Genomic DNA, 22771 nt, shown 5'->3' with positions numbered 1-22771 from the left:
CCGTGGGTCTTCTTGTCAGCCACGGGGTTCCTTCTGGCGTACGTCGTCTTCTCGGCGGGACTCGCGCGTCGTCGCCCGGGGGCCGGACGCGGCGGTCAGGACAGGCACCGGCTCCACCAGGCGCTGCCCGGGGAGCGGTGGCACCGGGTGTCCACCCGCGAACGGGTCGATCTCGTCGGGCACCTGGTTGCGGTCCTCGACCGCCTGCCGGCGTGCGGCACCGGCGTCCCACACCCATGCCGCCGCGAGGACGAGGACGGCCGTCGCCGCGATCACGATGAGGGTCGCCCGGTGGATGTCGCGACCCAGCAGGCTGATCTGCGTCTCACCGAGGAACCCGGCGTTCGAGGCGCGGATGAAGGCGATGACGACCACCCACACCAGGGTGCTCGGGATCATCAGCTTCCAGCCCAGCTTCATGAACTGGTCGTAGCGCACCCGCGGCAGCGAGCCGCGCAGCCAGACGAAGAAGAACATGAAGATCCACAGCTTGACGACGAACCACAGGACGCCCCACCAGCCGTGGTTGAACAGGCCGCCGTCGATCGCCGCGATCCCCGGAGGGGCCTGCCAGCCGCCCAGGAAGAGGGTGGTGGCGAGCGCGGAGACGGTGAACATGTTGACGTACTCGCCGAGGAAGAACATCGCGAACTTCAGCGAGGAGTACTCGGTGTGGAACCCACCGGTGAGCTCGCCCTCGCCCTCGGCGAGGTCGAACGGCAGCCGGTTGGTCTCGCCGACCATCGTCACCACGTAGATGATGAAGGAGAAGAACGCCGGAATGATGTACCAGACGCCGTGCCCCTGTGCCAGGACGATCTGGCTGGTCGACATCGACCCCGCGTAGAGGAAGACCGCGACGAGGGCCAGGCCCATCGCGATCTCGTACGAGATGACCTGGGCGCTGGAGCGCAGGCCACCGAGCAGGGGGTAGGTCGAGCCGCTGGACCAGCCGGCGAGCACGATGCCGTACACGCCGACGCCCGCGACCGCGAGCACGAGGAGCACGGCCACCGGGGTGTCGGTCAGCTGCAGCGGCGTGTAGTGGCCGAACATCCACACGTTGCCGGAGACGGGGATGATCGCGAACGAGACGAACGCCATGGCGCCGGCGATGATCGGCGCGATGAGGAACATCAGCTTGTCGGCGTTCTTGGGGGTCAGGTCCTCCTTGAGGGCCAGCTTCACCCCGTCGGCCAGCGTCTGCAGCAGCCCGAACGGGCCGACCCGGTTGGGGCCGGGACGCTGCTGCATCCGGCCGATGACGCGCCGCTCGAACCAGATCACCAGCAGGGTCTGCACGAGCAGGAAGACGAAGAGCAGCACCGCCTTGATCAACGACAGCCACCAGGGGGTGTCGCTGAAGTCAGCGGCCGGGGTGCCGGTGGCGGCGCCCAATGCTGCCAAGTGACTCAGCTGCGTCATACCTGCACCTCCGTGCGGCGTCCGAGGGAGACCAGGTCGCCTGCGTCGGCGTGCAGGGTGGCACGCACGGCGCTGCCGGCCGAGTTGGTGGGCAGCCAGACGACGTGATCGGGCATGTCGGTGACGACGACGGGCGCGGTGATCGCACCCGCACGAGTGCTGACCGTGAGTTCCTCACCCTCCCGTACGCCGACCGCGGCGGCGGTGGCCGCCGACAGGCGGGCCGTCGAGACGGGTGCGGTTCCGGCCAGGAACGGCTCGCCGTCCTGCATCCGGCCGCGGTCCAGCAGGTGCGACCAGGTCGCAAGGACGGCCTGCCCGACAAGCGGACGCGGCACACCGGCGGCCCGGACGCGCGGGGCGGTGGGGCGGGCGCCGGTCCAGGGACCGAGCTCCTGCATCTCCTCGCGGATCTGCTCGGTGGTGCGGGTGCCGAGGAACTCCCCCAGCTCACCGGCGAGCAGGTCGAGCACCCGGTAGTCGCTCATGGCCAGGCTCTCGATCGCCCGCTGGAAGGGCCGCACGCGACCTTCCCAGTCGACGTACATGCCGGTCTTCTCCTGCTGCGGCGCGACCGGGAAGACCACGTCGGCGTCCTGGGTGACCGCGCTGCCACGGATCTCCAGGCTCACCGTGAAGGCCCGCCGGACCGCTTCGGTCGCGAGTGCCGGGTCGGGCAGGTCGGCGGTGTCGACGCCGCCGATCACCAGACCGGCCAATTCACCGGATGCCGCCGCGGCGAGCATCGCGGCCGTGTCGCGGCCGGCCGCGTCGGGCAGGTCGGCGCCCCAGACGGTGCCGACCTGGGACCGGGCCGCCTCGTCGTCGACCGGACGGCCACCGGGCAGCAGGTTGGCCAGGGCACCTGCCTCGAGCGCACCGCGCTCACCGGCCCGTCGGGGCACCCACGCGATGCGGGCACCCTTGCGGTCGGCCAGGCGCAGCGCGGCGGACAGGGCACCCGGAACGGTCCCCAGTCGTTCACCGACCAGGATGATCGACTCACCTGTCAGCTGCTCGCCGTGCGCTGCGAGCTCACCCGTCGTGGCGCCCAGCGCCTCGACGACCTCGGCCTCGGTGCCGGGAGCGGCCTGGATCAGGACGCCGCCCATCTTGGCCAGGCCGCGGGTCGCGAACGGCGCCACGGACAGCACGGCGGCCAGACCCTTGCGGGAGGCCTTGCGCAGCCGCAGGAAGATCATCGGCGACTCCTCCTCGGGCTCCAGCCCGAGGAGGAGGACGGACGAGGCGTGCTCCAGGTCCTCGTACGTCACCGCGCCCGGAGCACCGGGGCCCGTGGTCGCGACACCGTGAGCGAGGAACGCGGCCTCCTCGGCCGAGTGCGGCCGGGCACGGAAGTCGATGTCGTTGGTGCCGAGCACCAGACGCGCGAACTTGCTGTAGGCGTAGGCGTCTTCGGCGCTGACGCGGCCGCCGGTGAGGACACCGACCCCGCCGCGCTCACGCGCCGCGGACAGTCCGGCGGCAGCTGCTTCGAGGGCCTCGGGCCATCCTGCGACCTGCAGCTGACCGTCGGCTCCGCGCACGAGGGGCGACGTCAGACGGTCGGCGGCGTCGGCGTACGTGAACGCCCAGCGACCCTTGTCGCAGTTCCACTCCTCGTTGACGGCCGGGTCGAGCAGCGCCATCCGGCGCAGCACGTGGCCGCGACGGGTGTCGGTGCGGGTCGCGCATCCGCTGGCGCAGTGCTCGCAGACGCTCGGCGTCGAGACCAGGTCGAACGGGCGGGACCGGAAGCGGTACGCCGCACCCGTGAGCGCGCCGACCGGGCAGATCTGGACGGTGTTGCCGGAGAAGTAGGACTCGAACGGCTGCTCCTCGTAGATGCCGACCTGCTGCAGCGCACCGCGCTCGATCAGGGCGATGAACGGGTCACCGGCGATCTGGTCGGAGAACCGGGTGCACCGGGCGCACAGCACGCAGCGCTCCCGGTCGAGCAGCACCTGGGAGGAGATGTTGATGGGCTTGGGGTAGGTGCGCTTGACGTCGTCGAAGCGGCTGCGCGGGCGGCCGTTGCTGATCGCCTGGTTCTGCAGCGGGCACTCCCCGCCCTTGTCGCAGACCGGGCAGTCCAGCGGGTGGTTGATGAGCAGCAGCTCCATCACGCCCTGCTGTGCCTTGTCGGCGACCTGCGAGGTGTGCTGCGTCTGCACGGCCATGCCCTCGGTCGCCTCGAGCGTGCAGGAGGCCTGCGGCTTCGGCATCGGGCGCATCGACCCGTCCGGTCCCTTGGTGGACACGTCGACCAGGCACTGGCGGCAGGCGCCAACCGGGTCCAGCAGCGGGTGGTCGCAGAAGCGCGGCACCTGGATGCCGACCTGCTCCGCCGCTCGGATCACCAGGGTGCCCTTGGGCACGCTGACGGAGACCCCGTCGACCGTCAGGGTGATCGCGTCGGGCGCCGTCGGCGTCGGGCTGGCGTTCCCACCCTTGTCGACGGCGTTGCCACCGGCAGCGGGCGAGGTGAGTGTCGTCATACGGACACGGCCTCCTTGATGTCGCGGGCGGGAACGTCGAACAGGACCGAGCGCTCCGGCGGGAAGGCCTCCCACCAGGGGCTGTGCGTGCCGGCTTCGAACTCCTCGCGGAAGTAGTGCACCGCGGAGGTCACCGGGCTGGTGGCGCCGTCGCCGAGCGCACAGAAGCTGCGGCCCAGGATGTTGTCACAGATGTCGACCAGCTTGTCGATGTCCTCCGGCGTGCCCTGACCGTGCTCCAGGCGCGTGAGGATCTGCTTGAGCCAGAAGGTGCCCTCGCGGCACGGCGTGCACTTGCCGCAGGACTCGTGCGCGTAGAAGTCGATCCAGCGGCTGACCGCGCGGACGACCGAGACCGACTCGTCGAAGATCTGCAGCGCGCGGGTGCCGAGCATGGAGCCCGCAGCGGCCACCGACTCGAAGTCCAACGGGACGTCGAGGTGTTCGTCGGTGAAGATCGGCGTCGAGGAGCCACCGGGGGTCCAGAACTTCAGCTTCGCGCCGTTCCGCATGCCGCCGGCCATGTCGAGCAGCTCGCGCAGCGTGATGCCGAGCGGCGCTTCGTACTGCCCCGGCCGGGTGACGTGCCCGGACAGGCTGAAGATGCCGTAGCCCTTGGACTTCTCGGTGCCCATCGCGGAGAACCAGTCGGCGCCGTGCAGCACGATCGAGGGCACCGAGGCGATGGACTCCACGTTGTTGACCACGGTCGGGCGGGCGTAGAGGCCCTCGACGGCGGGGAACGGCGGCTTGAGGCGCGGCTGACCGCGCCGGCCCTCCAGGGAGTCCAGCAGCGCGGTCTCCTCACCGCAGATGTACGCGCCGGCGCCGGCGTGCACGGTGACGTCCAGGTCGAAACCGGTGCCGTGGATGTCCTTGCCCAGGTGCCCCGCGGCGTACGCCTCCTCGACCGCCTTCAGCAGGCGGCGGTAGACGTGCACGAGCTCGCCGCGCAGGTAGATGAACGCGTGGTGGCAGCCGATCGCGAACGACGTGATCGCGACGCCCTCGATGAGGAAGTGCGGCGCCGCGAGCATGAGCGGGGTGTCCTTGCAGGTGCCCGGCTCGGACTCGTCGGCGTTGACCACCAGGTAGCGGGGGCCGCCGTCCGGCTTGGGCAGGAAGCCCCACTTCATGCCGGTCGGGAAGCCGGCACCGCCGCGGCCGCGAAGGCCGGAGGACTTGGTCGCGGTGACCAGTTCCTCCTGGGTCATCGTCAGGGCCTTGTCGAGGGCCTGGTAGCCCTCGTAGCGCAGGTAGGTCTCCATCGTCCAGCTCTGCGGCTCGTCCCAGAACCGGGTCAGGATCGGTGTCAGCGGTGTGCTCATTTGTCGCCCGCCTTCTCGCCGGCCTTGCTGTCGGCGGGGTTCGCTGGGGTGTCGGTGGACCCTGCCAGGCCCGGTGCCATGTCGTCGGCGGGGCTCTCGGCGTCGGAGTCGCCGCGGATCTCACCGGAGGACGCGTACGGGTCGAAGCCGTCGGCCTTGGCCAGCCGCAGCCCCTCCAGGGACGGGCCGCCCGCGCCGACACCCTCGTCGGCCAGGCCGTCGTTGAATCCCGCGAGGACCCGGGAGACGTGCTTGAAGCTGCACACCCTGGCGGCTCCCCGGGTGGGGCGCACCTCCTTGCCGGCGCGCAGGTCGTCGACCAGCTGCGTCGCCGAGGCGGGCGTCTGGTTGTCGATGAACTCCCAGTTGGCCATGACCACCGGTGCGTAGTCGCACGCGGCATTGCACTCGACCCGCTCCAGGGTGACCTTGCCGTCCGGCGTCGTCTCGTCGTGCCCGATCCCGAGGTACTCGCTCAGCGTGTCGAAGATCAGGTCGCCGCCCATCACCGCGCAGAGCGTGTTGGTGCAGACCCCGACGGTGTACTCGCCGTTGGGGTGGCGCTTGTACTGGGTGTAGAACGTCGCCACTCCGCTGACCTCGGCGTCGGTCAGCTCCAGCTTCTGGGCACAGAAGCTCACGCCACGGCCGGTGACGTAGCCGTCGACGCTCTGGATCAGGTGCAGCAGCGGCAGCAGCGCCGAACGCTTCTGCGGGTAGCGCGCCACGACGAGGTCGGCGTCGGCGTGCAGGGAGCGCAGCGTCTCCTCGTCGTACGGCGTCTCGCTGGCGTGCAGCGGCGTCAGCTCGTGGAACGGAGCCTCGACGTGTGCGTCTGTCATCTATCGACACCACCCATGACTGGATCGATGGAGGCGACCGCCACGATGACGTCGGCGACCGAGCCGCCCTCCGACATCGCGGCGACCGCCTGCAGGTTGTTGAACGACGGGTCGCGGAAGTGCGCCCGGTAGGGCCGGGTCGCGCCGTCGGAGACGATGTGCACGCCGAGCTCGCCCTTGGGGCTCTCGATCGCGGCGTACGTCTGGCCGGGCGGCACCCGGAAACCCTCGGTCACCAGCTTGAAGTGGTGGATGAGCGACTCCATCGACTCGCCCATGATCTCGCGGATGTGGTCGAGGCTGTTGCCCTGACCGTCCGAGCCGACGGACAGCTGTGCCGGCCAGGCGATCTTCTTGTCCGCCACCATCACGGGACCCGGTTCGGCGTCCAGCCGCTCGATGCACTGCTCGACGATGCGCAGCGACTGGTGCATCTCGTCGATGCGCACCCGCAGGCGGCCGTACGCATCGCAGCTGTCGCGCGTCGGGATGTCGAACTCGTAGGTCTCGTAGCCGCAGTACGGGTCGGCCTTGCGCAGGTCGTAGGGCAGGCCCGCCGCGCGCAGGATCGGACCGGTGAGCCCGAGCGACATGCAACCGGTGAGGTCGAGGTAGCCCACGTCGACGGTGCGGCCCTTGAGGATGGGGTTCTCGTTGAGCAGCGCCTCGAGCTCGCCGAGGCCGCGACGCAGCTCCGGGATGATCTCCCGCACCTGGTCGGTCGTGCCCTCGGGGACGTCCTGCGCGACGCCTCCGGGGCGGACGTACGCGTTGTTCATCCGCAGACCGGTGACGGCCTCGAAGACCTGCAGGATCCGCTCGCGCTCGCGGAAGCCGATGGTCATGACCGTGGTCGCGCCCATCTCCATGCCGCCGGTCGCGAGGGCCACCAGGTGCGACCCCATCCGGTTGAGCTCCATCATCATCACGCGGATGACGCTGGCGCGCGCCGGGATCTGGTCGGTGATGCCGAGGGCCTTCTCGATCGCGAGGCAGTACGCGGTCTCGTTGAAGGTCGGCATGAGGTAGTCCATGCGGGTGCAGAAGGTCACGCCCTGGGTCCAGGTGCGGAACTCCATGTTCTTCTCGATACCGGTGTGCAGGTAGCCGATACCGGCCCGCGCCTCGGTGACGGTCTCGCCGTCCAGCTCCAGGATCAGTCGGAGCACGCCGTGGGTGGACGGGTGCTGCGGACCCATGTTGACGACGATCCGCTCCTCGTGGAGTGCGGCGGCCTCGTCGACCAGGTCGTCCCAGTCGCCACCGACGGCGTTGAGGACGGGAGTGTCCTCGTCGACCCCGGCGTCCGGCGTCGTCGCTCCGAAGGCGTCTTGCTGTGCAGTGGTGCTCATCGGTAGGACCTCCGCGTGTCCGGGGGCGGCACGGTGGCGCCCTTGTACTCCACCGGAATTCCGCCCAGTGGGTAGTCCTTGCGTTGCGGGTGACCCGGCCAGTCGTCCGGCATCAGGATCCGGGTCAGGGCCGGGTGGCCGTCGAAGATGATGCCGAACATGTCCCAGGTCTCCCGCTCGTGCCAGTCGGCACCGGGGTACGTCGACACGATGCTGGGGATGTGCGCGTCGCCGTCGGCTACAGCGACCTCGACGCGGATCCGCCTGCTGTTGTTGGTGATCGACAGGAAGTGGTAGACGGCGTGCAGCTCCGCGCCGGTCTCCTGCGGGTAGTGCACACCCGACACGCTGAGGCACATCTCGAAGCGCAGCCGCGGCTCGTCGCGCAGCGCGCGGGCGACCGCGGGCAGGTGCTCGCGGCGTACGAAGAGGGTCAGTTCGTCGTGGGAGACGACGGTGCGCTCGACCGCGTCGTCGTACGAGGAGTCGGCCTCCCGCAGCGCCGAACCGAGGGCATCGGCCATCAGGTCGAACGCACCGCCGAACGGCCGCTGCGTGTTGCCCGGGAAGAGCACCGGTCGCTGCAGGCCGCCGTACCCGGTGGTGTCGTTGCCGAGGGAGGAGCCGAACATGCCCTCCCGCTCCGCCACGACGACGGGACCCGCGTCTCCGACGGCATGGTGCTCGTGCGGCTGGACCGCACCCTCCTGGTCGGCCGTGGTCCGGTCGACCGGCCCACCCGCCGGTTCGGAGACCGGACCGGTCGCCGGGTTGCCGGCCACCGGCTTCGCGTCGTCACTCACGCCAACAAGCCCTTCATCGCGTGCGTCGGCGTCGCCTCGAGCGCCGCGGCCTCGGCGGCGCGGGCGGCGGCGACCCGGTTGACCCCGAACTTCATGCCCTGGATCTGCTTGTGCAGCTCCAGGATGGCGTTCAGCAGCATCTGCGGGCGGGGCGGACACCCCGGCAGGAAGATGTCGACCGGGATGATGTGGTCCACGCCCTGCACGATCGCGTAGTTGTTGAACATGCCGCCGGAGCTCGCGCAGACACCCATCGAGATGACCCACTTGGGCTCGGGCATCTGGTCGTAGACCTGGCGCACGACCGGGGCCATCTTCTGGCTCACCCGGCCCGCCACGATCATCAGGTCCGCCTGACGCGGGGTGGCGCTGAAGCGCTCCATCCCGAAACGGGCGATGTCGTAGTCGGGGGTGCCGACCGCCATCATCTCGATCGCGCAGCACGCGAGGCCGAAGGTCGCCGGCCACACCGAGCCCTTGCGCATGTAGCCCGCGACCTGCTCGACCGTGCTGAGCAGGAAACCGGCCGGGAGCTTCTCTTCGATACCCATGTTCACACTTCGATTCGCATTGTCGTGCCCGACGTTCCAAGCATGCTTTCTGTCGCGCTCAATCCCATTCCAAGCCGCCCCTGCGCCACACGTACGCGTACGCCACGAACACGGTGATCACGAACAGCACCATCTCGACCAGCGCGAAGAGGCCCATCCGGTCGAAGTTCACCGCGAACGGGTAGAGGAAGACGCTCTCGATGTCGAAGACGATGAAGAGCATCGCGGTCAGGTAGTACTTGATCGGCACCCGGCCACCGCCGTCGGCGTGCGGGCTCGGCTGGATGCCGCACTCGTACGCGTCCGCCTTGGCCCGGTTGTAGCGCTTGGGTCCGGCGAGTCCCGCCGCCCCGAGCACGGAGAAGACCGCGAACCCGGTGCCGAGGGCCGCGAAGATCAGCAGCGGGTAGTAGGAGTAGTGGTTCATACGGGCTCCTTCACGAGATCCCGGGCCAGCCCGAGGTTACGGCCGTTCCACCCGACTGTGGGCGCGCTGAGGTCCATCATGCCGCCGGTGTCATCCGGGACAGCAGAGCCAGGGCCCTGTCGTCGATCCGGCCACCCGTGGTGTCCCCCAGGTTGGCCATCACCTTGAGCAGGAACTGCATCATCGTCTTGCGGGGTAGGCCGTACTTGACCGCCAACCGCATCACGTCGGGGTTGCCGATCATCTTGGCGAACATCCGGCCCAACGTGTAGTACCCGCCGAGCGCGTCGCGCATCACCTGCGGATAGCTCTGCAGCACCCGCTCGCGGCTCGCGTCGTCGGTGCGGGCGAACGCCTGGGCCACCACTTCGGCGGCCAGGCGGGCCGACTCCATCGCGTACGCGATCCCCTCGCCGTTGAACGGATTCACCATCCCGCCTGCGTCGCCGACCAGCAGCAACCCGTCGGCGTAGTGCGGTTGACGGTTGAAGCCCATCGGCAGTGCGGCGCCCTTGATCGGGCCGGTGATGGTCTCCTCGTTGTAGGTCCACTCATCCGGCATGGTGGCGACCCACTGCCGCATGACCTCCTTGTAGTCGGTCTTGCCGAACGCCGAGGAGGTGTTGAGGATGCCGAGGCCGACGTTGGAGGTGCCGTCGCCGACCCCGAAGATCCAGCCGTAGCCGGGCAGCAGCACGCGCTTGCCCTGCGCGTCCTTGGACCACAGCTCCAGCCAGGACTCCAGGTAGTCGTCGTCGTGCCGGGGGCTCGTGTAGTACGCCCGGACGGCCACACCCATCGGGCGGTCCTCGCGCTTCTCACGGCCCATCGCCAGCGACAGCCGGCTGGAGTTGCCGTCCGCGGCGATGACCAGCGGCGCCCGGTAGCTCATGGTGGCGCCCGTGGCGCGTCCGTCGACGCCCATCTCCTTGGCCTCGACGCCCACGATGTGCCCGTTCGAGCCGCGGACCGGCGCCACGACGTTCACGCCCTGGCGAAGCTGCGCGCCCTGCTTGACCGCGTGCCGGGCCAGGATGTCGTCGAAGTCCTGGCGGGTGCGCACCAGGCCGTACGGCGGGAAGCTCGCGTTGTCGGGCCAGTCCAGCTGCAGTCGCATGCCGCCGCCGATGATCCGCAGCCCCTTGTTCTTGATCCAGCCGTCGTCCTCGGGCATCGCGATGCCCAGGCTGACCAGCTCACGGACCGCGCGGGGGGTGAGCCCGTCGCCGCAGACCTTCTCCCGCGGGAAGTGCGTCTTCTCCAGCAGCAGGACGTCGAGCCCGGCCATCGCGAGGTACGCGGCGACGGACGACCCGCCGGGGCCGGCGCCGACGACGATGACATCGGCGGTCTCGGGAGCGGACGTGGTGAGCGCGCCGCCCGACAGTGACTGGCTCACGGGGCGTCCTTGGGAGGTCTTGTGACAGTTTTCACGAGCGTCTGAACTCTACGACCGCCTCGTTCGTTCGCGAACTGAGGGGCCCCTAAGAAGGCGACCGGCATACGCCGGATTGCCGGCGGACGAGCCCCGGTCATGGTGCCTTGTGGCCGCGGTGCATCGCCACGATGCCGCCGCTGGCGTTGCGCCACTCGACCGACGCCCAACCCGCGTCCTGCAACAGGCCGGCCAGTCCCGCCTGGTCCGGCCAGGACTGGATCGACTCGGCGAGGTAGACGTAGGACTCCGCGTTCGACCCGACCCGCCGGGCGATCTTCGGGAGTGCCTGCATCAGGTACTCCGAGTAGACCTTGCGGAACGCGGGGTTGGTCGGGGTGGAGAACTCGCATACGACCAGGCGCCCGCCCGGCTTGGTCACCCGTAGGAACTCCCGCAGAGCGACGACCGGGTCCGCGACGTTGCGCAGCCCGAAGGACATCGTGACGGCATCGAAGACGGCGTCCGCGAACGGCAGCCGCATGGCGTCCGCGGCGGCGAACGCGAGCCCGGGGTAGGTGCGTACGCCCTGTCGCAGCATGCCGAGGGAGAAGTCGGCGGGCACGACGTGGGCGCCACGGGTCTGGAAGGGCACGCTGCTCGTCCCGGTCCCGGCGGCGATGTCGAGGACCGTCTCGCCCGGCCGCGGGTCGACCGAGTCCAGGACGACCTTGCGCCAGCGCCGGTCCTGCCCGAGCGACAGCACGTCGTTCGTCAGGTCGTACCGCTTGGCGACGTCGTCGAACATCCGGGCGACGTCGGCCGGTTGCTTGTCCAGGCTGGCGCGATTCATGCCCGCATCCTTCCCCACCCTCGCGACGACCGCGTCGTCCGTCCCCGCCGCAGCAGCCGCGAGCGCCCGCTCGCCGATGTTACCGACGGGTAGACGACATACCTACGCTGCGGTAACCTCGGGCCCGTCGTGTGACCCCGATCACCTGGAGCGTTCATGAAGACCCGACGTTCGACCCGCGCCACCCTCGCCACCGTCGTGGCCGCAGCAGGCGTCGCGGCAGGAGCCGGCCTCGGCATGCCGAGCGCCCACGCCAGCGGCACCGACGCGTTCTACAGCTACGACGGCAGCGCGCCGTTGTCGTCGTACGCGCCAGGCACCGTGCTGAAGACCCGCACGATCCCCTACCACGTGGTCGGGATCCCGACGCCGGTCCAGGCGGTGCAGCTGCTCTACCGCACCACCGACGCCCAGGGGCGCGCCGTCGCGAACGTGACGTCCGTGCTGAAGCCGACCGTCACCATCAACCGCACGAAGGCGGTGTCCTACCAGTCGTTCTACGACTCCCTGAACCCCGAGGACTCGCCCTCGCGCTCCATCGCCGGCGACGTCTCGATGGGCGGGGCGGTGAACGACGCCGAGGGGCTCTTCATCGTGCCGGAGCTGCTGCAGGGCTACCCGGTCATCGTGGCCGACACCCAGGGCCAGAAGGCCGACTTCGCCGCGGGCCCCGAGTACGGCACGAGCACCCTGGACTCGATCCGGGCGGCGACCGCCTCCTCCGCGACCGGAATTTCGCCGTCGGCGAAGGTGGGGCTGCTGGGCTACTCCGGTGGCGCGATCGCCACCAACTGGGCCGCGGCCCTCGCACCCGGCTACGCGCCTGACGTCAACAAGAACCTGGTGGGTGCCACCGAGGGCGGTCTGCTCGTGGATCCCGCGCACAACCTGAAGTACGTCGACGGTTCGTCGTTCTGGGCCGGCGTCTCGCCGATGGCGATCATCGGCGTCGCGCGGGCCTACGGGCTGGACCTGACGCCGTACCTGAGTGCCTACGGCGCCACGATCTTCGCCAAGCTGCAGAACGCCTCCATCGCGAACGTGCTCGGGCAGTACCCGGGGCTGACCTATGCGCAGTTGGTGAAGCCGCAGTACGCCGACCCGAACTCGATCCCGGAGTTCGTCACGGCGGTCAACAAGCTCGATCTCGGCTCACGGCCCACCCCGACCGTCCCGTTGTCGATCGCGCAGGGTGAGGGCGGTTTCGCCGAGGGCACGCCAGGTGACAAGCCCGGCATCGGCAAGGGCGACGGCGTGATGATCGCCGGCGACGTCCGCACCCTCGCGCGCCAGTACTGCTCGACCGGGAACGGCTCGGTGCAGTACACGCCGTACGCGCTCACCAGCCACATCCCGACGGCGGCCGCGTGGGCACCGTCGGCGATCGCGTGGCTGGACGGCCGGTTCTCCGGGCTGAAGGCGCCCTCCAGCTGCGGTTCCATCCCGGCGGGCAACCCGCTGACCCCGCAGGTGTCGACCGCCGGTTGATCGGACATGGAGGCGAGCGGGCCCGCGGCGGCCGCCGCAGGCCCGCTCGACGTCGGCACCTCAAAGCGGCGCGACCGGCCGGGCTAGGCTGGTCGGTCGTGACCTCGCTCGTGGCTGCAGGACCTGCCGGCATACCGGATCTGGTGGTCCGCACCACCCGCATCCCGGACCCGGGCGACCTGACCCGCCTGATCCCCGCTGACGTGCCTCCGACCGACGTCCTCAGCTGGGTGCGCAGCGGGGACGGCATCGTCGGCTGGGGCCGCGCCGCAGAGATCGAGACCGGCGGGACCGGTCGGTTCCGCGATGCCGGCGACTGGTGGCAGGAGGTCATCACCAGCGCGATCTGCCGCTCCGAGGTGGACCTGCCCGGCGCGGGTCTGGTGGCCTTCGGTTCCTTCGCCTTCTCCAAGAACTCCCCCGCCGGTGGGTCGCTCATTGTCCCGTCGACCGTGGTCGGACGACGCGGCGGCATCGCCTGGGTCACCCGGATCAGCGACCGCCTCGAGCCGAGCACGGCGCCGGGCGTGGCCGCCGACCCGGTCGGGCCCGGTGCCGCCCGGTTCTCCGACGGTGCCTTGAGCGGTGCGCAATGGACGCAGGCGGTCGCGCACGCCGTCCGCGGGATCCTCGCCGGTGACGTCGACAAGGTCGTGATGGCCCGCGACGTCATCGCCGACACCGACGCGCCCATCGACCCGCGCTGGCTGATCGGCCGCCTCGCGACCCGCTACGCGAACACCTGGACCTTCGCGGTCGACGGTCTCGTCGGCGCCACCCCGGAGATGCTCGTACGCCGCGAGAAGGGCCTGGTCACCTCCCGGGTGCTCGCCGGCACGATCCAGCGCACCGGCGACGACGCGCACGACCTGGCGCTCGCCGGGTCGCTCGCGCGCTCCTCGAAGGACCTCGAGGAGCACGAGTACGCCGTCCGCTCGGTCGCCGACTCCCTGCGCCCGCACTGCTCGTCGATGAACGTGCCCGAGTCGCCGTTCGTGCTGCACCTGCCCAACGTCATGCACCTCGCGACCGACGTGGTCGGCGTCCTCGCGGACTACACGACCTCGCTCACCCTGGCCGAGTCGCTGCACCCGTCGGCGGCGGTGTGCGGCACGCCCACGGACGCCGCGGCCGCCATGATCGGATCGCTCGAACACCTCGACCGCGGCCGGTACGCCGGGCCGGTGGGCTGGTTGGACGCGAGCGGCGACGGCGAGTGGGGCATCGCGCTGCGCAGCGGGCAGCTGGATGCGGCGGACCCGACCCGGATGCGGCTGTTCGCGGGCTGCGGGATCGTGGCCGGATCGGAACCGGAGGCCGAACTGGCCGAGTCCGAGTCCAAGCTGCTGCCGATGCGCGAAGCCCTCGCGGACTGACTCCGCCCCCCACCCGCCGAGTGGCATACCTATGTTTCCAGTGGCGCACTCGTTGGTGTGCCACTCGGCCGGTAAGCACGCCACTCGAGCGGATGGCATCCGCGCGTTCCGCGGCACCGAACAACCCGGCGTACGACCGACGCCGTAGACCCGCAAAGGAAACCTCGATGACCACGTTGCACGACTTCACCGCCGACACCCTCGCCGGACAGGAACAGCCGCTGTCGCTCTACGACGGCAAGGTGGCCCTGGTGGTCAACACCGCGAGCAAGTGCGGTTTCACCCCTCAGTTCGAGGGACTGGAGACCCTGTGGCGGCGGTTCGGCGGCGACGGACTGGTCGTGTTGGGCTTCCCGTGCAACCAGTTCAACTCCCAGGACCCGGGCGACGCGGCGCAGATCGGCGAGTTCTGCCAGGCCAACTACGGCGTGAGCTTCCCGATGTTCGCCAAGATCGAGGTCAACGGCGGCGGCGCGCACCCGCTCTACCAGTGGTTGCGCAAGCAGAAGGGCGGCCTGCTCGGCAGCCGTATCAAGTGGAACTTCACCAAGTTCCTGGTGGGCCGCGACGGTCAGGTCATCAAGCGCTACGGCCCCACCACGAAGCCGGCCGACATCGCCGCGGACATCGAAGCCGCGCTCGGCGCGTCCGCCTGACCCGCTCGGTTGTCAGCGTTTCGGTGGCGGCGACACCAGAAACCCGCTGACAACCACGTGGCACCCCGCTCGGTTGTCAGCGTTTCGGTGGCGGCGACACCAGAAACCCGCTGACAACCACGTGGCACCCCGCTCGGTTGTCAGCGTTTCGGTGGCGGCGACACCAGAGATCCGCTGACAACCGACGGATCACAGACTGCCGCGGCGTACGCGGTCGGCCGACTCCTCGTCGCCCTCACCGGCGAGCCCCTCGAGGACACCGGCACGGTCGGCGGCGTCCTTGTCCTGGCTCCACTTGGCACGGGCCTGCACCGACTCGACCTGGATCTCGATCCCGACGATGGCGCGCAACCGACCCTCGACCCACTTCGCCGGTGCGTCGTCGACCGCCCACGGCCGCTCGCGGGGCGCCTCGTGCGCCCGCGTCAGGCGGGTGACCATGTCGAGGGTCCAGTCGGCGTCGTCGTGCAACTGCACCCTGCCCCGCAGCTGCACCACGGAGTAGTTCCAGGTCGGCACCACCCGGCCGTGCTCCACCTTGGACGCGTACCAGCTCGGGGTGATGTACCGGTGCGGCCCTTGCACGACGAGCAGCGCCTGTGACCCGTCGACCACCCGCGCCCACTGCTCGCCGGCCCGGGCCAGATGCGCGAGCACCCGGTCGCCCTCCCACAGCACCGGCACGAACGTCGCATCGGGAGTGCCGTCGGCGCCCACCGTGATCAGGGTGCCCGCAGCGGCGGCGGCGACGAACTCGCGCGCCTCCCGTTCGTCGACGTGGTTGAACTCAGGGGAGTACATCGGACGTCACCTCGAAGAGTCGTTCCTGCAGCCCGCGCTGCAACGCACGGTCGAATCGCACCTCGGCGACGTGGATTCCCCTGGCAGGGTTGGCGATCCGCTCAGCGAGGGCATCGGCGTCCTGGATCAACTGGTGCGGCACCCCGTACGCCGCGCAGAGCCCCTCGATCGACACCCGGGTCGGCGTGCCGAAGACCCGTTCGTACGACGCGTCGACACCGGCGAGGGACCCGCCGGACGCGCCGGCGCCCGGCTCCAACGTGCCGAAGATGCCCCCGCCGTCGTCGTTGAGCACCACGATCGTCAGGTCCGGTCGCGGCTCGTCCGGGCCGATGAGCAGGCCGTTGGCGTCATGGGCGAACGTGAGGTCGCCCAGCACGGCGTACGACGGTCGACCACCGCGGGTGAGCGCGAATCCGATGGCACTGGAGACCGATCCGTCGATGCCGGCGAGGCCGCGGTTGGCGACGGAGACGACGTCGCGGGCCACCTGGCCGGAATCGCGCGCCAGGTCGAGGTAGCGGGCCGCGCTCGAGGAGCCGACGAACAGGCCGGACCCGACCGGCAGGGCGTGGGCGATCACCCGCGACGCGGCGAATCCGCTCGGCCACGACCCGTCGATCACCGGACCCACGGCCGCCGCGAGTCGCTCACCGACCGACCTCCACGCGTCGGCCCAGACCCGGTCGGCGCACCCGGCGACCGACCCGTGGGCGGAGTCGAGGGCTCCCCAGTCGTGCACCCGGCGGACGGCGTGCGACGGATCCGCCCACGACCCGCCGGACGACACCACCTCCAGCTCGATGTCGGGGTGGCGCAGCAGTTGCGCCAACCCGCGGTCCAGGGTCGGCCGGCCGCCGACCAGGACTCGGTCGGGCAGGTGGGACTGCACCCACCGCGTGGCCTGCAGGACCAACGGGCCGTGCGGCAGCACCCGCGTGCTGTGGAACGCGCCGAACGGCTCTGCCAGTACGGGCCATCCGGCGGATTCGGCCAGCCGGGTGAAGCGTGCGGCCTGGGCCGGATCCGGTACGTCGCCGAGCACCGCCAGCGTGCGCGGCACCGCGGCGATCGTGTCGCCGCCGTCGGGGACCGCAGGGGTCGCGACCGCCCACGGCGCACCGCCGGGCCGGCCCTCGAGGGAGTCGGTCCAGTCGTCGCCGCCCGTGGGCACCAGGGGCGCACGGAACGGCAGGTTCAGATGCACGGGCCCGGCTTCACCGGACGGCACTCCCCGTGCGTGCGCGACCGCCCGCGAGGCCACCGATCGCCAGAGCGCGCCCTGGCCCGGCCGGGCCTCGGGAGTCCCGAGATCGTGGAACCAGCGCGTGGCACCGCCGAAGATGCGCACCTGGTCGGTGGTCTGGTTGGCGCCGGTGCCGCGCAGTTCCGGCGGCCGGTCCGCCGACAGGACGATCAGCGGCACCTGAGCGTGCGACGCCTCGAGCACCGCGGGGTGCAGGTTGGCCACGGCCGTACCGCTCGTGACGACGATCGGCACGGGCACCCGAGTGGCCTTGGCCAAGCCGAGCGCGAGGAACGCCGCGGTGCGCTCGTCGACGCGTACGTGCAGCCGCAACCGCCCGGCCCGGTCGGCCTCCTGGAGCGCGTACGCCAGCGGCGCGGAGCGGGACCCTGGCGACAGCACCGCGTCGCGGATCCCGTGGCGGACCAGCTCATCGACCAGGGTGCTCGCGAAGGCGGCCGCAGGATTCACCCCGTCATGATCCACCACCGTCGCGCCCTCGACCGGTCGTCCCCCGAGCGGCGCACCCACCCGCGCGAAATCGAACGGCCCGGTAATGGTTCAACCCGTCGTGGCGGGGTATCCGGTACCCACGTCCGTCGGTGCAGGACGCCGGCGGTAGCCGTGGAGGGAAGTGGACCCCATGCGTGTGGAGTCGATGGAGGCAGAGGGCGCACGACAGCGACTGCACGCCGCGTTGCGCGCCGTGCGCAGCGCGGACCGACAGGTGCCGTGCGAGATCACTCCGAAGCTGTGGACCAGCAACATCCGCTCCGAACGCGAGGCGGCCGGGCACCGTTGCCTCGCCTGCCCGGTGCGGGTGCAGTGCATGGAGGTGAGTGAGTTCGAGCGCGTCGGCGTCTGGGGCGGGAAGGTGCGCGCGGCCGGTTCGCTGGAGTGGTGAGAGTCTCGGCCCCGATCAGGACGGCGAGCCGGCGAGGGCGTTGACGGCCGCGTCGAAGAGCCATGGCGCACGCCGCGCGGCGGGCACGATCGTGCGGCGTACGACGCCCACCCGCGTCGCCCGCAGCAGACCCGCGGTGAGCGCCTGGTATCGCCAGGTCGCGGTGCGCCAGGAGCGTTCGTAGTCCTGCGGTCGCCCCGCAGCGACGGCCTCGACCGCGGCGCGGGCGTGTGCCATCCCGAGGGCGATGCCCTCCCCGGTCAGTGCGTCGATGTAGCCCGAGGCGTCCCCGACCAGCAGCACCCGCCCCGCGACCCGGGCAGTGCTGCGCTGGCGCAGCGGACCGGCGCCGCTGATCTTGTCGTGGGTAGAACCGGCGACCCGCTCGGCGACCTGCGGCAACTGCGCCAGGTGGTCGGCGTACGTCCCCTTCCCGGACGTCAGCACCGCGACGCCGACGGCATCGTCCGAGACCGGCGTGACGTAGGCCTCGCACCGCGGCGACCAGTGCACCTCCACGAACGAACTCCACGGCGCCATCTCGAAGTGGGTGCGCAGGCCGAACCGCACCGGACCCCGCGCCTCCCGGTCCAGGCCCAGCGAACGCCGGATGCCCGAGTGCAACCCGTCCGCCGCGATCAGATGACCGAAGGAGACGCCGTCGACGACGACCCGGCGGTCGTCCTGTCGGATGTCCTTGACGGCACGGTGCTCGATCGGCACCCCCGCGGCCTCGACGGCCGTGCGCAGCGCGTCGTGCAACGTCGTACGACGGACGCCGCGCCCGTCGCCCGCGGCGAACGACGCCTGCGCCTCCGACCCCCCGGCGATGTAGCGGATCCCGGTCAGGTCGTGACCCGGCGGGTCGACGCCGAGGTCGAGGAGTGCCGTGAGCGCAGCCGGCATCAGTCCCTCGCCGCAGGCCTTCTCGATGCTGCCCGCCCGCGGCTCCCAGACCGTGACGTCGAGACCGGCGCGGGCCGCGTACAGGGCTGTGGCGAGACCCGCGGGCCCGCCACCGGCGACAAGAAGACCTCTGTGGTCGCTCATCGGTTCGACACGGAGACGGCTGCAGGAGAAGGAAGCTGGGCCAATGCCGCGTTCTCGCAGCGGATGCGGACGGTGAGCAGCCAGGCGTTGAGGACGGTGAAGACGAGAGCGGTGATCCAGGCGGCGTGCACCAACGGCAGCGCGATCCCCTCGGCGACGACCGCCACGTAGTTGGGGTGGGAGAAGAACCGGTAGGGACCGGCGGCGACCGGCGCCAGTCCGGGCACGATGATCACCCGGGTGTTCCAGCGGTGGCCGAGGGTGGTGATGCACCACCAGCGCAGCGCCTGGGAGGCCAGCAGGACCAGCACCATCAGCACCGCGAACCACGCGTCGACGTGCGGTCGCCGCACCCACACCTCGATCAGCGCGCCCGCCAGCAACCCGGTGTGCAGCACGACCATCGGCGGGTAGTGCCGCGCGCCGAACTCCCGCCCGCCGCGCGCCATCGACCAGGCCTCGTTGCGCTTGGAGACCACGAGTTCCGCCACGCGTTCCAGGCCGACGAGCAGCACCAGGACGGTGTAGGCGATCTCGCTGTTCATGCCGCGATCTCCGGCGCCTGCAGGAGCACCAGCTCCGAGCAGAAGCCCGGCCCCATCGCGATCATCAGTCCGTAGGTGCCTGGCTCGGGTGGTCGGTCCGCGAGCGTGTCGGTCAGCACGTGCAGCACCGACACCGACGACATGTTTCCGACGCGGGACAACGAATCCCAGGTGACCGCAAGGGCATCCGCAGAGACTCCAAGGGTGTCCTGCATGGCCTCGAGGACCTTGGGGCCACCGGGATGCGCGACGTACCAGCCGATGTCGGCGCGGGTCAGGCCGTGGTCGGCGACGAACGCGTCGACATCGTCGCCGAGGTAGGTGCGCACCATGTCGGGCACCGCCGCGTCCAGCACGATCCGCAGGCCGGAGCTGGTCACGTCGAAGCCCATGGTGCGCTCCGAGTCGGGGTAGAGGTGACTGCGGGTCGCGAGGATGCGCGGTTGGACCGGTTCGCGGGTGATGCGGTCTGCGAGCGAGGCGGCACGACGGGTTCCGGCCGCCACCACGGCGCCCGCACCGTCACCGAAGAGGCCACTGGCCACGAGGTTCGGCAGCGACCGATCGGTGCGCTGCAGCGTCAGCGAGCACAACTCGACCGCCACGAGGACACCGACGGCGTCCGGCCGTCCGCGCAGGAAGTCGTCCAGGCGGGCGACGCCCGCCGCGCCGGCGACGCATCCGAGACCGACCAGCGGCACCCGCACGACGTCCGGTCGCAACCCGATCGTCGCGGCGATGCGGGCGTCCAACGACGGCACCGCCAGGCCGGTGACGGTGGCGGAGATGATCACGTCGACGTCACCAGGCTCGAGACCCGCGGCCTTCAACGCGTCGAGCACCGCCTGCGACCCGAGCTCCACGGCCACCCGGATGAACGTGTCGTTGGCCGCTCCGAAGTCCGCGAGCGCGGCGTACTCCTCCAACGGGACGGCCGTATGCCGAAACGCGACACCGGCATTGCCGTGGAAGCGGCGTACGAGACGTTCGTCGGTGCCGGGCACCATCGACTCCAGGAACGTGTCGGTGATGTGCTGCTGGGAGTACCGGTGGGGCGGCAACGCGCCCCGCGAGCTCAATATCTGCACCGTCATCCCGAAAGCTCCGTCCGCTGGGTTGCCGTTCCGAGAAGGTGGCGAGTGAGGCGCCGCAGCACCACCGGGGTGATCCTGCCGTTCGCCAGTCCGAGGTCGACGAGATCGTCGAAGACCCGTTGATCCGACTGCGCGGCCCGGACCCCGGCGTCCAGCAGCCGACCGCTGCGACACAGTCTTGCCGCTAGAGCGCTGTGCCGCAGATGCGGTCCCAGAATCGTGCGGACGCCGCGGGTGTAATCGCGGCCGAAGAGCTGTGGGTCGCCGGCGTCCAGGGCTGCGGCGGCGGCCCGGCCGGCGAGCAAACCGGTCAGCACGGCGTAGTAGATGCCTTCTCCGGTCATCGGATTCACCATTCCCGCGGCGTCACCCACCAGCGCCACACGGCCGTCGGCGACCTGCGCACCCCACGCGGACAGCGGCAGGTGCGCGCCCTTCCACTGCGTGCCGTCGGTGGTCGACCCCGGCAGCAGCTGCTCGATCTGCGCCATCAGCTCCGATCGCGACAGGCGCGGCGCGCCCGGTGCCTGCACCTCGCCGTACCCCACGTTGGCGAGGCCGTCACCGCGGTCGAACGACCAGGCGTACGACGGCTGGCGGGTCTCCCCGAAGACCATCGCCTGGGTGCCGCCGCGATGCGCGGTCGTGGGTGCGTAGCCGCGCAGAGCGAACGCTGTGGGCCCCGGCGGCAGCCCGATGGCACGGCGTACGACGGAGTGCGCACCGTCCGCACCGACCACGAGGGGAGCGCTGAACCGCTCGTCGACCTGCACCTCGTCCGCTCCGACGGCCACCCGGGTCACGCGGTGCGTGTGCGGCTGAGCTCCGGCCCGGACGGCTGCTTGGTGCAGCCGGTGGTCGAAGACGGCCCGCGGGATCACCCAGGTCGACCTGGCCATCGTGCGCTCGACGACCCGCTCGCCCCGCCGCATGGACAGGCGGTCGACCGGGGCCCAGCCCTCGGCGACATCCTCGACGCCGGCCTCGCTCAGCAGGTCGAACACCTCGGGTGCGATCCCGTCGCCGCAGGTCTTGTCACGAGGGAAGTCGGCACGGTCCAGCAGCGCCACGGACATCCCGGGTCGGGCCTGCAACGCGCCGAGCGCGGCCGCCGCGCCGGCGGGACCGCCTCCCGCGATCACCAGGTCGTGGGTGGTCATCGGGCGCCCGACACCAGCAGGCCGGCGTCGATGAGCGCGATGGCGATCGCGGCCCGGAAAGGAGTGCGGCCGGTGCCGCGCAACGCGACCGCGCCGAGGGCGCCGTTGGCGGCGAGCGCCGACCACGCGGCCGGCGAGGGCGACCCCGTCGGGCCCAGCACGATCGCGACGGACGCCAGACCCAGCAGCCCGGTCGCCAGTTGCTGTCCGCGCCGCGCACCCAGCCGGTGCGGCAGGCCGCGCACCCCGGTGGCGTCGTCCTGCGCGAGATCCGGGAGGGCGTTGAGGATGTGCGCGCAGACCCCGAGGGCGGCGGCCGGTGCCGTGATCCACAATGGCGAGCGGCGCCGGTCGCCACCGGCCTGACTCACCACGGAGGGCAGCGAGCCGAAGGCGACGGCGTACGGCACCCACGACCAGACCGTGCTCTTCAGACCCAGGTTGTAGGCGTGGGCCGGGCCCACACCGAGGGCGAGGTGGGTCAGCGCACTGCGACGGCCGAGACGTGCGGAGGCGATGGCACACCCGACGAGCGAGGCCGCCACTGCGCCGGCGACGACCGGCATCCCGACCTCACCGGCGGCGAGGGGTTTGTCGGCACGGGCGACCGCGCGGTCCCTGGCGGCGTCGACCAGGTCGTTGCCCCAGCCGATCGACAGCTGCCCCAGGAAGACGGCGGCGGTGCTCCCGGCGATCTCGCGCGGGCGCAGCCGGGCCGAGGAGCCGAGCAGGGCAGTGAGGGTGGTGACGGCGAGTCCGGGCCCCAGGTGGGCGGAACGCAGCAGGGGCAGCACGGGCAGCACAGTGTCTGGGGATGTGACCCGAGACCGAACCGCCATCTGTGCGTCCTTCCTGTCCGCAGGTCCTCACAGTAAGCCGCGGGGCACCGACAGCTCGCACAGCGGCCCCGCTCCCGGCGTCGGGCATCGCGCCGTTCACCTGCAGGTGCAGTACCCGTCCGATGCTCCGCATAACGGACCAGGGCATCCGTTTGTCC

The 22771-nt window shown here is 70.9% G+C and carries 21 protein-coding genes; 4 read left to right on the top strand and 17 right to left on the bottom strand.

The window, feature by feature from the left end:
- Positions 1-15: 15 nt before the first annotated feature.
- The 10 genes from nuoH to J4030_RS08215 form a co-directional block, all read right to left on the bottom strand.
- Positions 16-1425 (bottom strand): NADH-quinone oxidoreductase subunit NuoH, encoded by a 1410-nt coding sequence (gene nuoH, locus J4030_RS08260; protein ID WP_208048750.1) that lies wholly within the window; start codon positions 1423-1425, stop codon positions 16-18.
- Positions 1422-3923: an NADH-quinone oxidoreductase subunit G gene (locus tag J4030_RS08255; RefSeq protein ID WP_208048749.1), complete on the bottom strand. Its 2502-nt coding sequence runs from the start codon at positions 3921-3923 to the stop codon at positions 1422-1424. The genes nuoH and J4030_RS08255 overlap by 4 nt, the downstream gene beginning before the upstream one ends.
- Positions 3920-5251 (bottom strand): NADH-quinone oxidoreductase subunit NuoF, encoded by a 1332-nt coding sequence (nuoF, locus tag J4030_RS08250; RefSeq protein WP_208048748.1) that lies wholly within the window; start codon positions 5249-5251, stop codon positions 3920-3922. Before nuoF ends, J4030_RS08255 begins: the two co-directional genes overlap by 4 nt.
- Entirely contained in the window at positions 5248-6093 is an 846-nt protein-coding gene (nuoE, locus tag J4030_RS08245; protein ID WP_208048747.1) for an NADH-quinone oxidoreductase subunit NuoE, read from the bottom strand. Before nuoE ends, nuoF begins: the two co-directional genes overlap by 4 nt.
- On the bottom strand, positions 6090-7445 hold the full coding sequence (locus J4030_RS08240) for an NADH-quinone oxidoreductase subunit D (RefSeq protein WP_208048746.1): 1356 nt from the start codon (positions 7443-7445) through the stop codon (positions 6090-6092). Before J4030_RS08240 ends, nuoE begins: the two co-directional genes overlap by 4 nt.
- Complete coding sequence (locus tag J4030_RS08235) at positions 7442-8248, bottom strand: NADH-quinone oxidoreductase subunit C (RefSeq protein ID WP_307864617.1); 807 nt, start codon at positions 8246-8248, stop codon at positions 7442-7444. The genes J4030_RS08240 and J4030_RS08235 overlap by 4 nt, the downstream gene beginning before the upstream one ends.
- Entirely contained in the window at positions 8245-8799 is a 555-nt protein-coding gene (locus tag J4030_RS08230; RefSeq protein ID WP_179482805.1) for an NADH-quinone oxidoreductase subunit B family protein, read from the bottom strand. Before J4030_RS08230 ends, J4030_RS08235 begins: the two co-directional genes overlap by 4 nt.
- Positions 8800-8857: 58 nt before the next feature.
- The gene (locus tag J4030_RS08225) at positions 8858-9226 is read right to left on the bottom strand and encodes an NADH-quinone oxidoreductase subunit A (RefSeq protein WP_179482807.1); all 369 of its coding nucleotides are present in this window, start codon (positions 9224-9226) and stop codon (positions 8858-8860) included.
- 76 nt (positions 9227-9302) lie between these two features.
- Positions 9303-10625 (bottom strand): geranylgeranyl reductase family protein, encoded by a 1323-nt coding sequence (locus J4030_RS08220; RefSeq protein WP_307864616.1) that lies wholly within the window; start codon positions 10623-10625, stop codon positions 9303-9305.
- A 133-nt stretch (positions 10626-10758) separates the two neighbouring features.
- Positions 10759-11454 carry a demethylmenaquinone methyltransferase gene (locus tag J4030_RS08215; protein ID WP_208048745.1) on the bottom strand — a complete coding sequence of 232 codons (696 nt, stop codon included), beginning with the start codon at positions 11452-11454 and terminating at the stop codon, positions 10759-10761.
- 156 nt (positions 11455-11610) lie between these two features.
- Between J4030_RS08215 and J4030_RS08210 the strand changes: the two genes are divergently transcribed.
- From J4030_RS08210 to J4030_RS08200, 3 genes are all read left to right on the top strand, one after another.
- Positions 11611-12942: a lipase family protein gene (locus J4030_RS08210; protein ID WP_208048744.1), complete on the top strand. Its 1332-nt coding sequence runs from the start codon at positions 11611-11613 to the stop codon at positions 12940-12942.
- A gap of 98 nt (positions 12943-13040) precedes the next feature.
- On the top strand, positions 13041-14318 hold the full coding sequence (locus tag J4030_RS08205; protein WP_208048743.1) for an isochorismate synthase MenF: 1278 nt from the start codon (positions 13041-13043) through the stop codon (positions 14316-14318).
- A 167-nt stretch (positions 14319-14485) separates the two neighbouring features.
- Entirely contained in the window at positions 14486-14974 is a 489-nt protein-coding gene (locus J4030_RS08200; RefSeq protein ID WP_208048742.1) for a glutathione peroxidase, read from the top strand.
- Between the two features lie 189 nt (positions 14975-15163).
- Here J4030_RS08200 and J4030_RS08195 read toward each other — a convergent pair whose 3' ends face one another.
- Together J4030_RS08195 and menD are read right to left on the bottom strand one after the other, a co-directional pair.
- Positions 15164-15775, bottom strand: coding sequence for an FMN-binding negative transcriptional regulator (locus tag J4030_RS08195; RefSeq protein WP_208048741.1), 612 nt, complete (start codon positions 15773-15775; stop codon positions 15164-15166).
- Complete coding sequence (menD, locus tag J4030_RS08190; RefSeq protein ID WP_307864615.1) at positions 15762-17492, bottom strand: 2-succinyl-5-enolpyruvyl-6-hydroxy-3-cyclohexene-1-carboxylic-acid synthase; 1731 nt, start codon at positions 17490-17492, stop codon at positions 15762-15764. Before menD ends, J4030_RS08195 begins: the two co-directional genes overlap by 14 nt.
- A 172-nt stretch (positions 17493-17664) precedes the next feature.
- Between menD and J4030_RS08185 the strand changes: the two genes are divergently transcribed.
- Positions 17665-17925, top strand: coding sequence for a WhiB family transcriptional regulator (locus tag J4030_RS08185; RefSeq protein ID WP_243763063.1), 261 nt, complete (start codon positions 17665-17667; stop codon positions 17923-17925).
- Between the two features lie 15 nt (positions 17926-17940).
- Here the strand turns inward: J4030_RS08185 and J4030_RS08180 are convergent, their stop codons facing one another.
- The 5 genes from J4030_RS08180 to J4030_RS08160 are packed head-to-tail and all read right to left on the bottom strand — an operon-like array spanning position 17941 to position 22613.
- Positions 17941-18975, bottom strand: coding sequence for an NAD(P)/FAD-dependent oxidoreductase (locus J4030_RS08180; protein WP_208048738.1), 1035 nt, complete (start codon positions 18973-18975; stop codon positions 17941-17943).
- On the bottom strand, positions 18972-19520 hold the full coding sequence (locus J4030_RS08175) for an isoprenylcysteine carboxyl methyltransferase family protein (RefSeq protein ID WP_208048737.1): 549 nt from the start codon (positions 19518-19520) through the stop codon (positions 18972-18974). The genes J4030_RS08180 and J4030_RS08175 overlap by 4 nt, the downstream gene beginning before the upstream one ends.
- Entirely contained in the window at positions 19517-20614 is a 1098-nt protein-coding gene (locus tag J4030_RS08170; protein ID WP_208048736.1) for a type III polyketide synthase, read from the bottom strand. Before J4030_RS08170 ends, J4030_RS08175 begins: the two co-directional genes overlap by 4 nt.
- Positions 20611-21774 (bottom strand): NAD(P)/FAD-dependent oxidoreductase, encoded by a 1164-nt coding sequence (locus tag J4030_RS08165; RefSeq protein ID WP_208048735.1) that lies wholly within the window; start codon positions 21772-21774, stop codon positions 20611-20613. The genes J4030_RS08170 and J4030_RS08165 overlap by 4 nt, the downstream gene beginning before the upstream one ends.
- Positions 21771-22613 (bottom strand): UbiA family prenyltransferase, encoded by an 843-nt coding sequence (locus tag J4030_RS08160; RefSeq protein ID WP_208048734.1) that lies wholly within the window; start codon positions 22611-22613, stop codon positions 21771-21773. The genes J4030_RS08165 and J4030_RS08160 overlap by 4 nt, the downstream gene beginning before the upstream one ends.
- Between the last annotated feature and the right edge of the window lie 158 nt (positions 22614-22771).

It is taken from the genome of Allobranchiibius sp. CTAmp26, assembly GCF_017565405.1.
In the GTDB taxonomy this organism is placed as follows: domain Bacteria; phylum Actinomycetota; class Actinomycetes; order Actinomycetales; family Dermatophilaceae; genus Allobranchiibius.
Note: the sequence above shows the minus strand (reverse complement) of the source record. Positions and strands in the feature narration are given on the sequence as shown.

What these genes read in the sequence shown, in the direction of transcription:
- nuoH (WP_208048750.1), bottom strand. Translation starts at nt 1,425, where the DNA reads ATGACGCAGCTGAGTCACTTGGCAGCATTGGGCGCCGCCACCGGCACC.
- J4030_RS08255 (WP_208048749.1), bottom strand. Translation starts at nt 3,923, where the DNA reads ATGACGACACTCACCTCGCCCGCTGCCGGTGGCAACGCCGTCGACAAG.
- nuoF (WP_208048748.1), bottom strand. Translation starts at nt 5,251, where the DNA reads ATGAGCACACCGCTGACACCGATCCTGACCCGGTTCTGGGACGAGCCG.
- nuoE (WP_208048747.1), bottom strand. Translation starts at nt 6,093, where the DNA reads ATGACAGACGCACACGTCGAGGCTCCGTTCCACGAGCTGACGCCGCTG.
- J4030_RS08240 (WP_208048746.1), bottom strand. Translation starts at nt 7,445, where the DNA reads ATGAGCACCACTGCACAGCAAGACGCCTTCGGAGCGACGACGCCGGAC.
- J4030_RS08230 (WP_179482805.1), bottom strand. Translation starts at nt 8,799, where the DNA reads ATGGGTATCGAAGAGAAGCTCCCGGCCGGTTTCCTGCTCAGCACGGTC.
- J4030_RS08225 (WP_179482807.1), bottom strand. Translation starts at nt 9,226, where the DNA reads ATGAACCACTACTCCTACTACCCGCTGCTGATCTTCGCGGCCCTCGGC.
- J4030_RS08215 (WP_208048745.1), bottom strand. Translation starts at nt 11,454, where the DNA reads ATGAATCGCGCCAGCCTGGACAAGCAACCGGCCGACGTCGCCCGGATG.
- J4030_RS08210 (WP_208048744.1), top strand. Translation starts at nt 11,611, where the DNA reads ATGAAGACCCGACGTTCGACCCGCGCCACCCTCGCCACCGTCGTGGCC.
- J4030_RS08200 (WP_208048742.1), top strand. Translation starts at nt 14,486, where the DNA reads ATGACCACGTTGCACGACTTCACCGCCGACACCCTCGCCGGACAGGAA.
- J4030_RS08195 (WP_208048741.1), bottom strand. Translation starts at nt 15,775, where the DNA reads ATGTACTCCCCTGAGTTCAACCACGTCGACGAACGGGAGGCGCGCGAG.
- J4030_RS08185 (WP_243763063.1), top strand. Translation starts at nt 17,665, where the DNA reads ATGCGTGTGGAGTCGATGGAGGCAGAGGGCGCACGACAGCGACTGCAC.
- J4030_RS08180 (WP_208048738.1), bottom strand. Translation starts at nt 18,975, where the DNA reads ATGAGCGACCACAGAGGTCTTCTTGTCGCCGGTGGCGGGCCCGCGGGT.
- J4030_RS08175 (WP_208048737.1), bottom strand. Translation starts at nt 19,520, where the DNA reads ATGAACAGCGAGATCGCCTACACCGTCCTGGTGCTGCTCGTCGGCCTG.
- J4030_RS08170 (WP_208048736.1), bottom strand. Translation starts at nt 20,614, where the DNA reads ATGACGGTGCAGATATTGAGCTCGCGGGGCGCGTTGCCGCCCCACCGG.
- J4030_RS08165 (WP_208048735.1), bottom strand. Translation starts at nt 21,774, where the DNA reads ATGACCACCCACGACCTGGTGATCGCGGGAGGCGGTCCCGCCGGCGCG.
- J4030_RS08160 (WP_208048734.1), bottom strand. Translation starts at nt 22,613, where the DNA reads ATGGCGGTTCGGTCTCGGGTCACATCCCCAGACACTGTGCTGCCCGTG.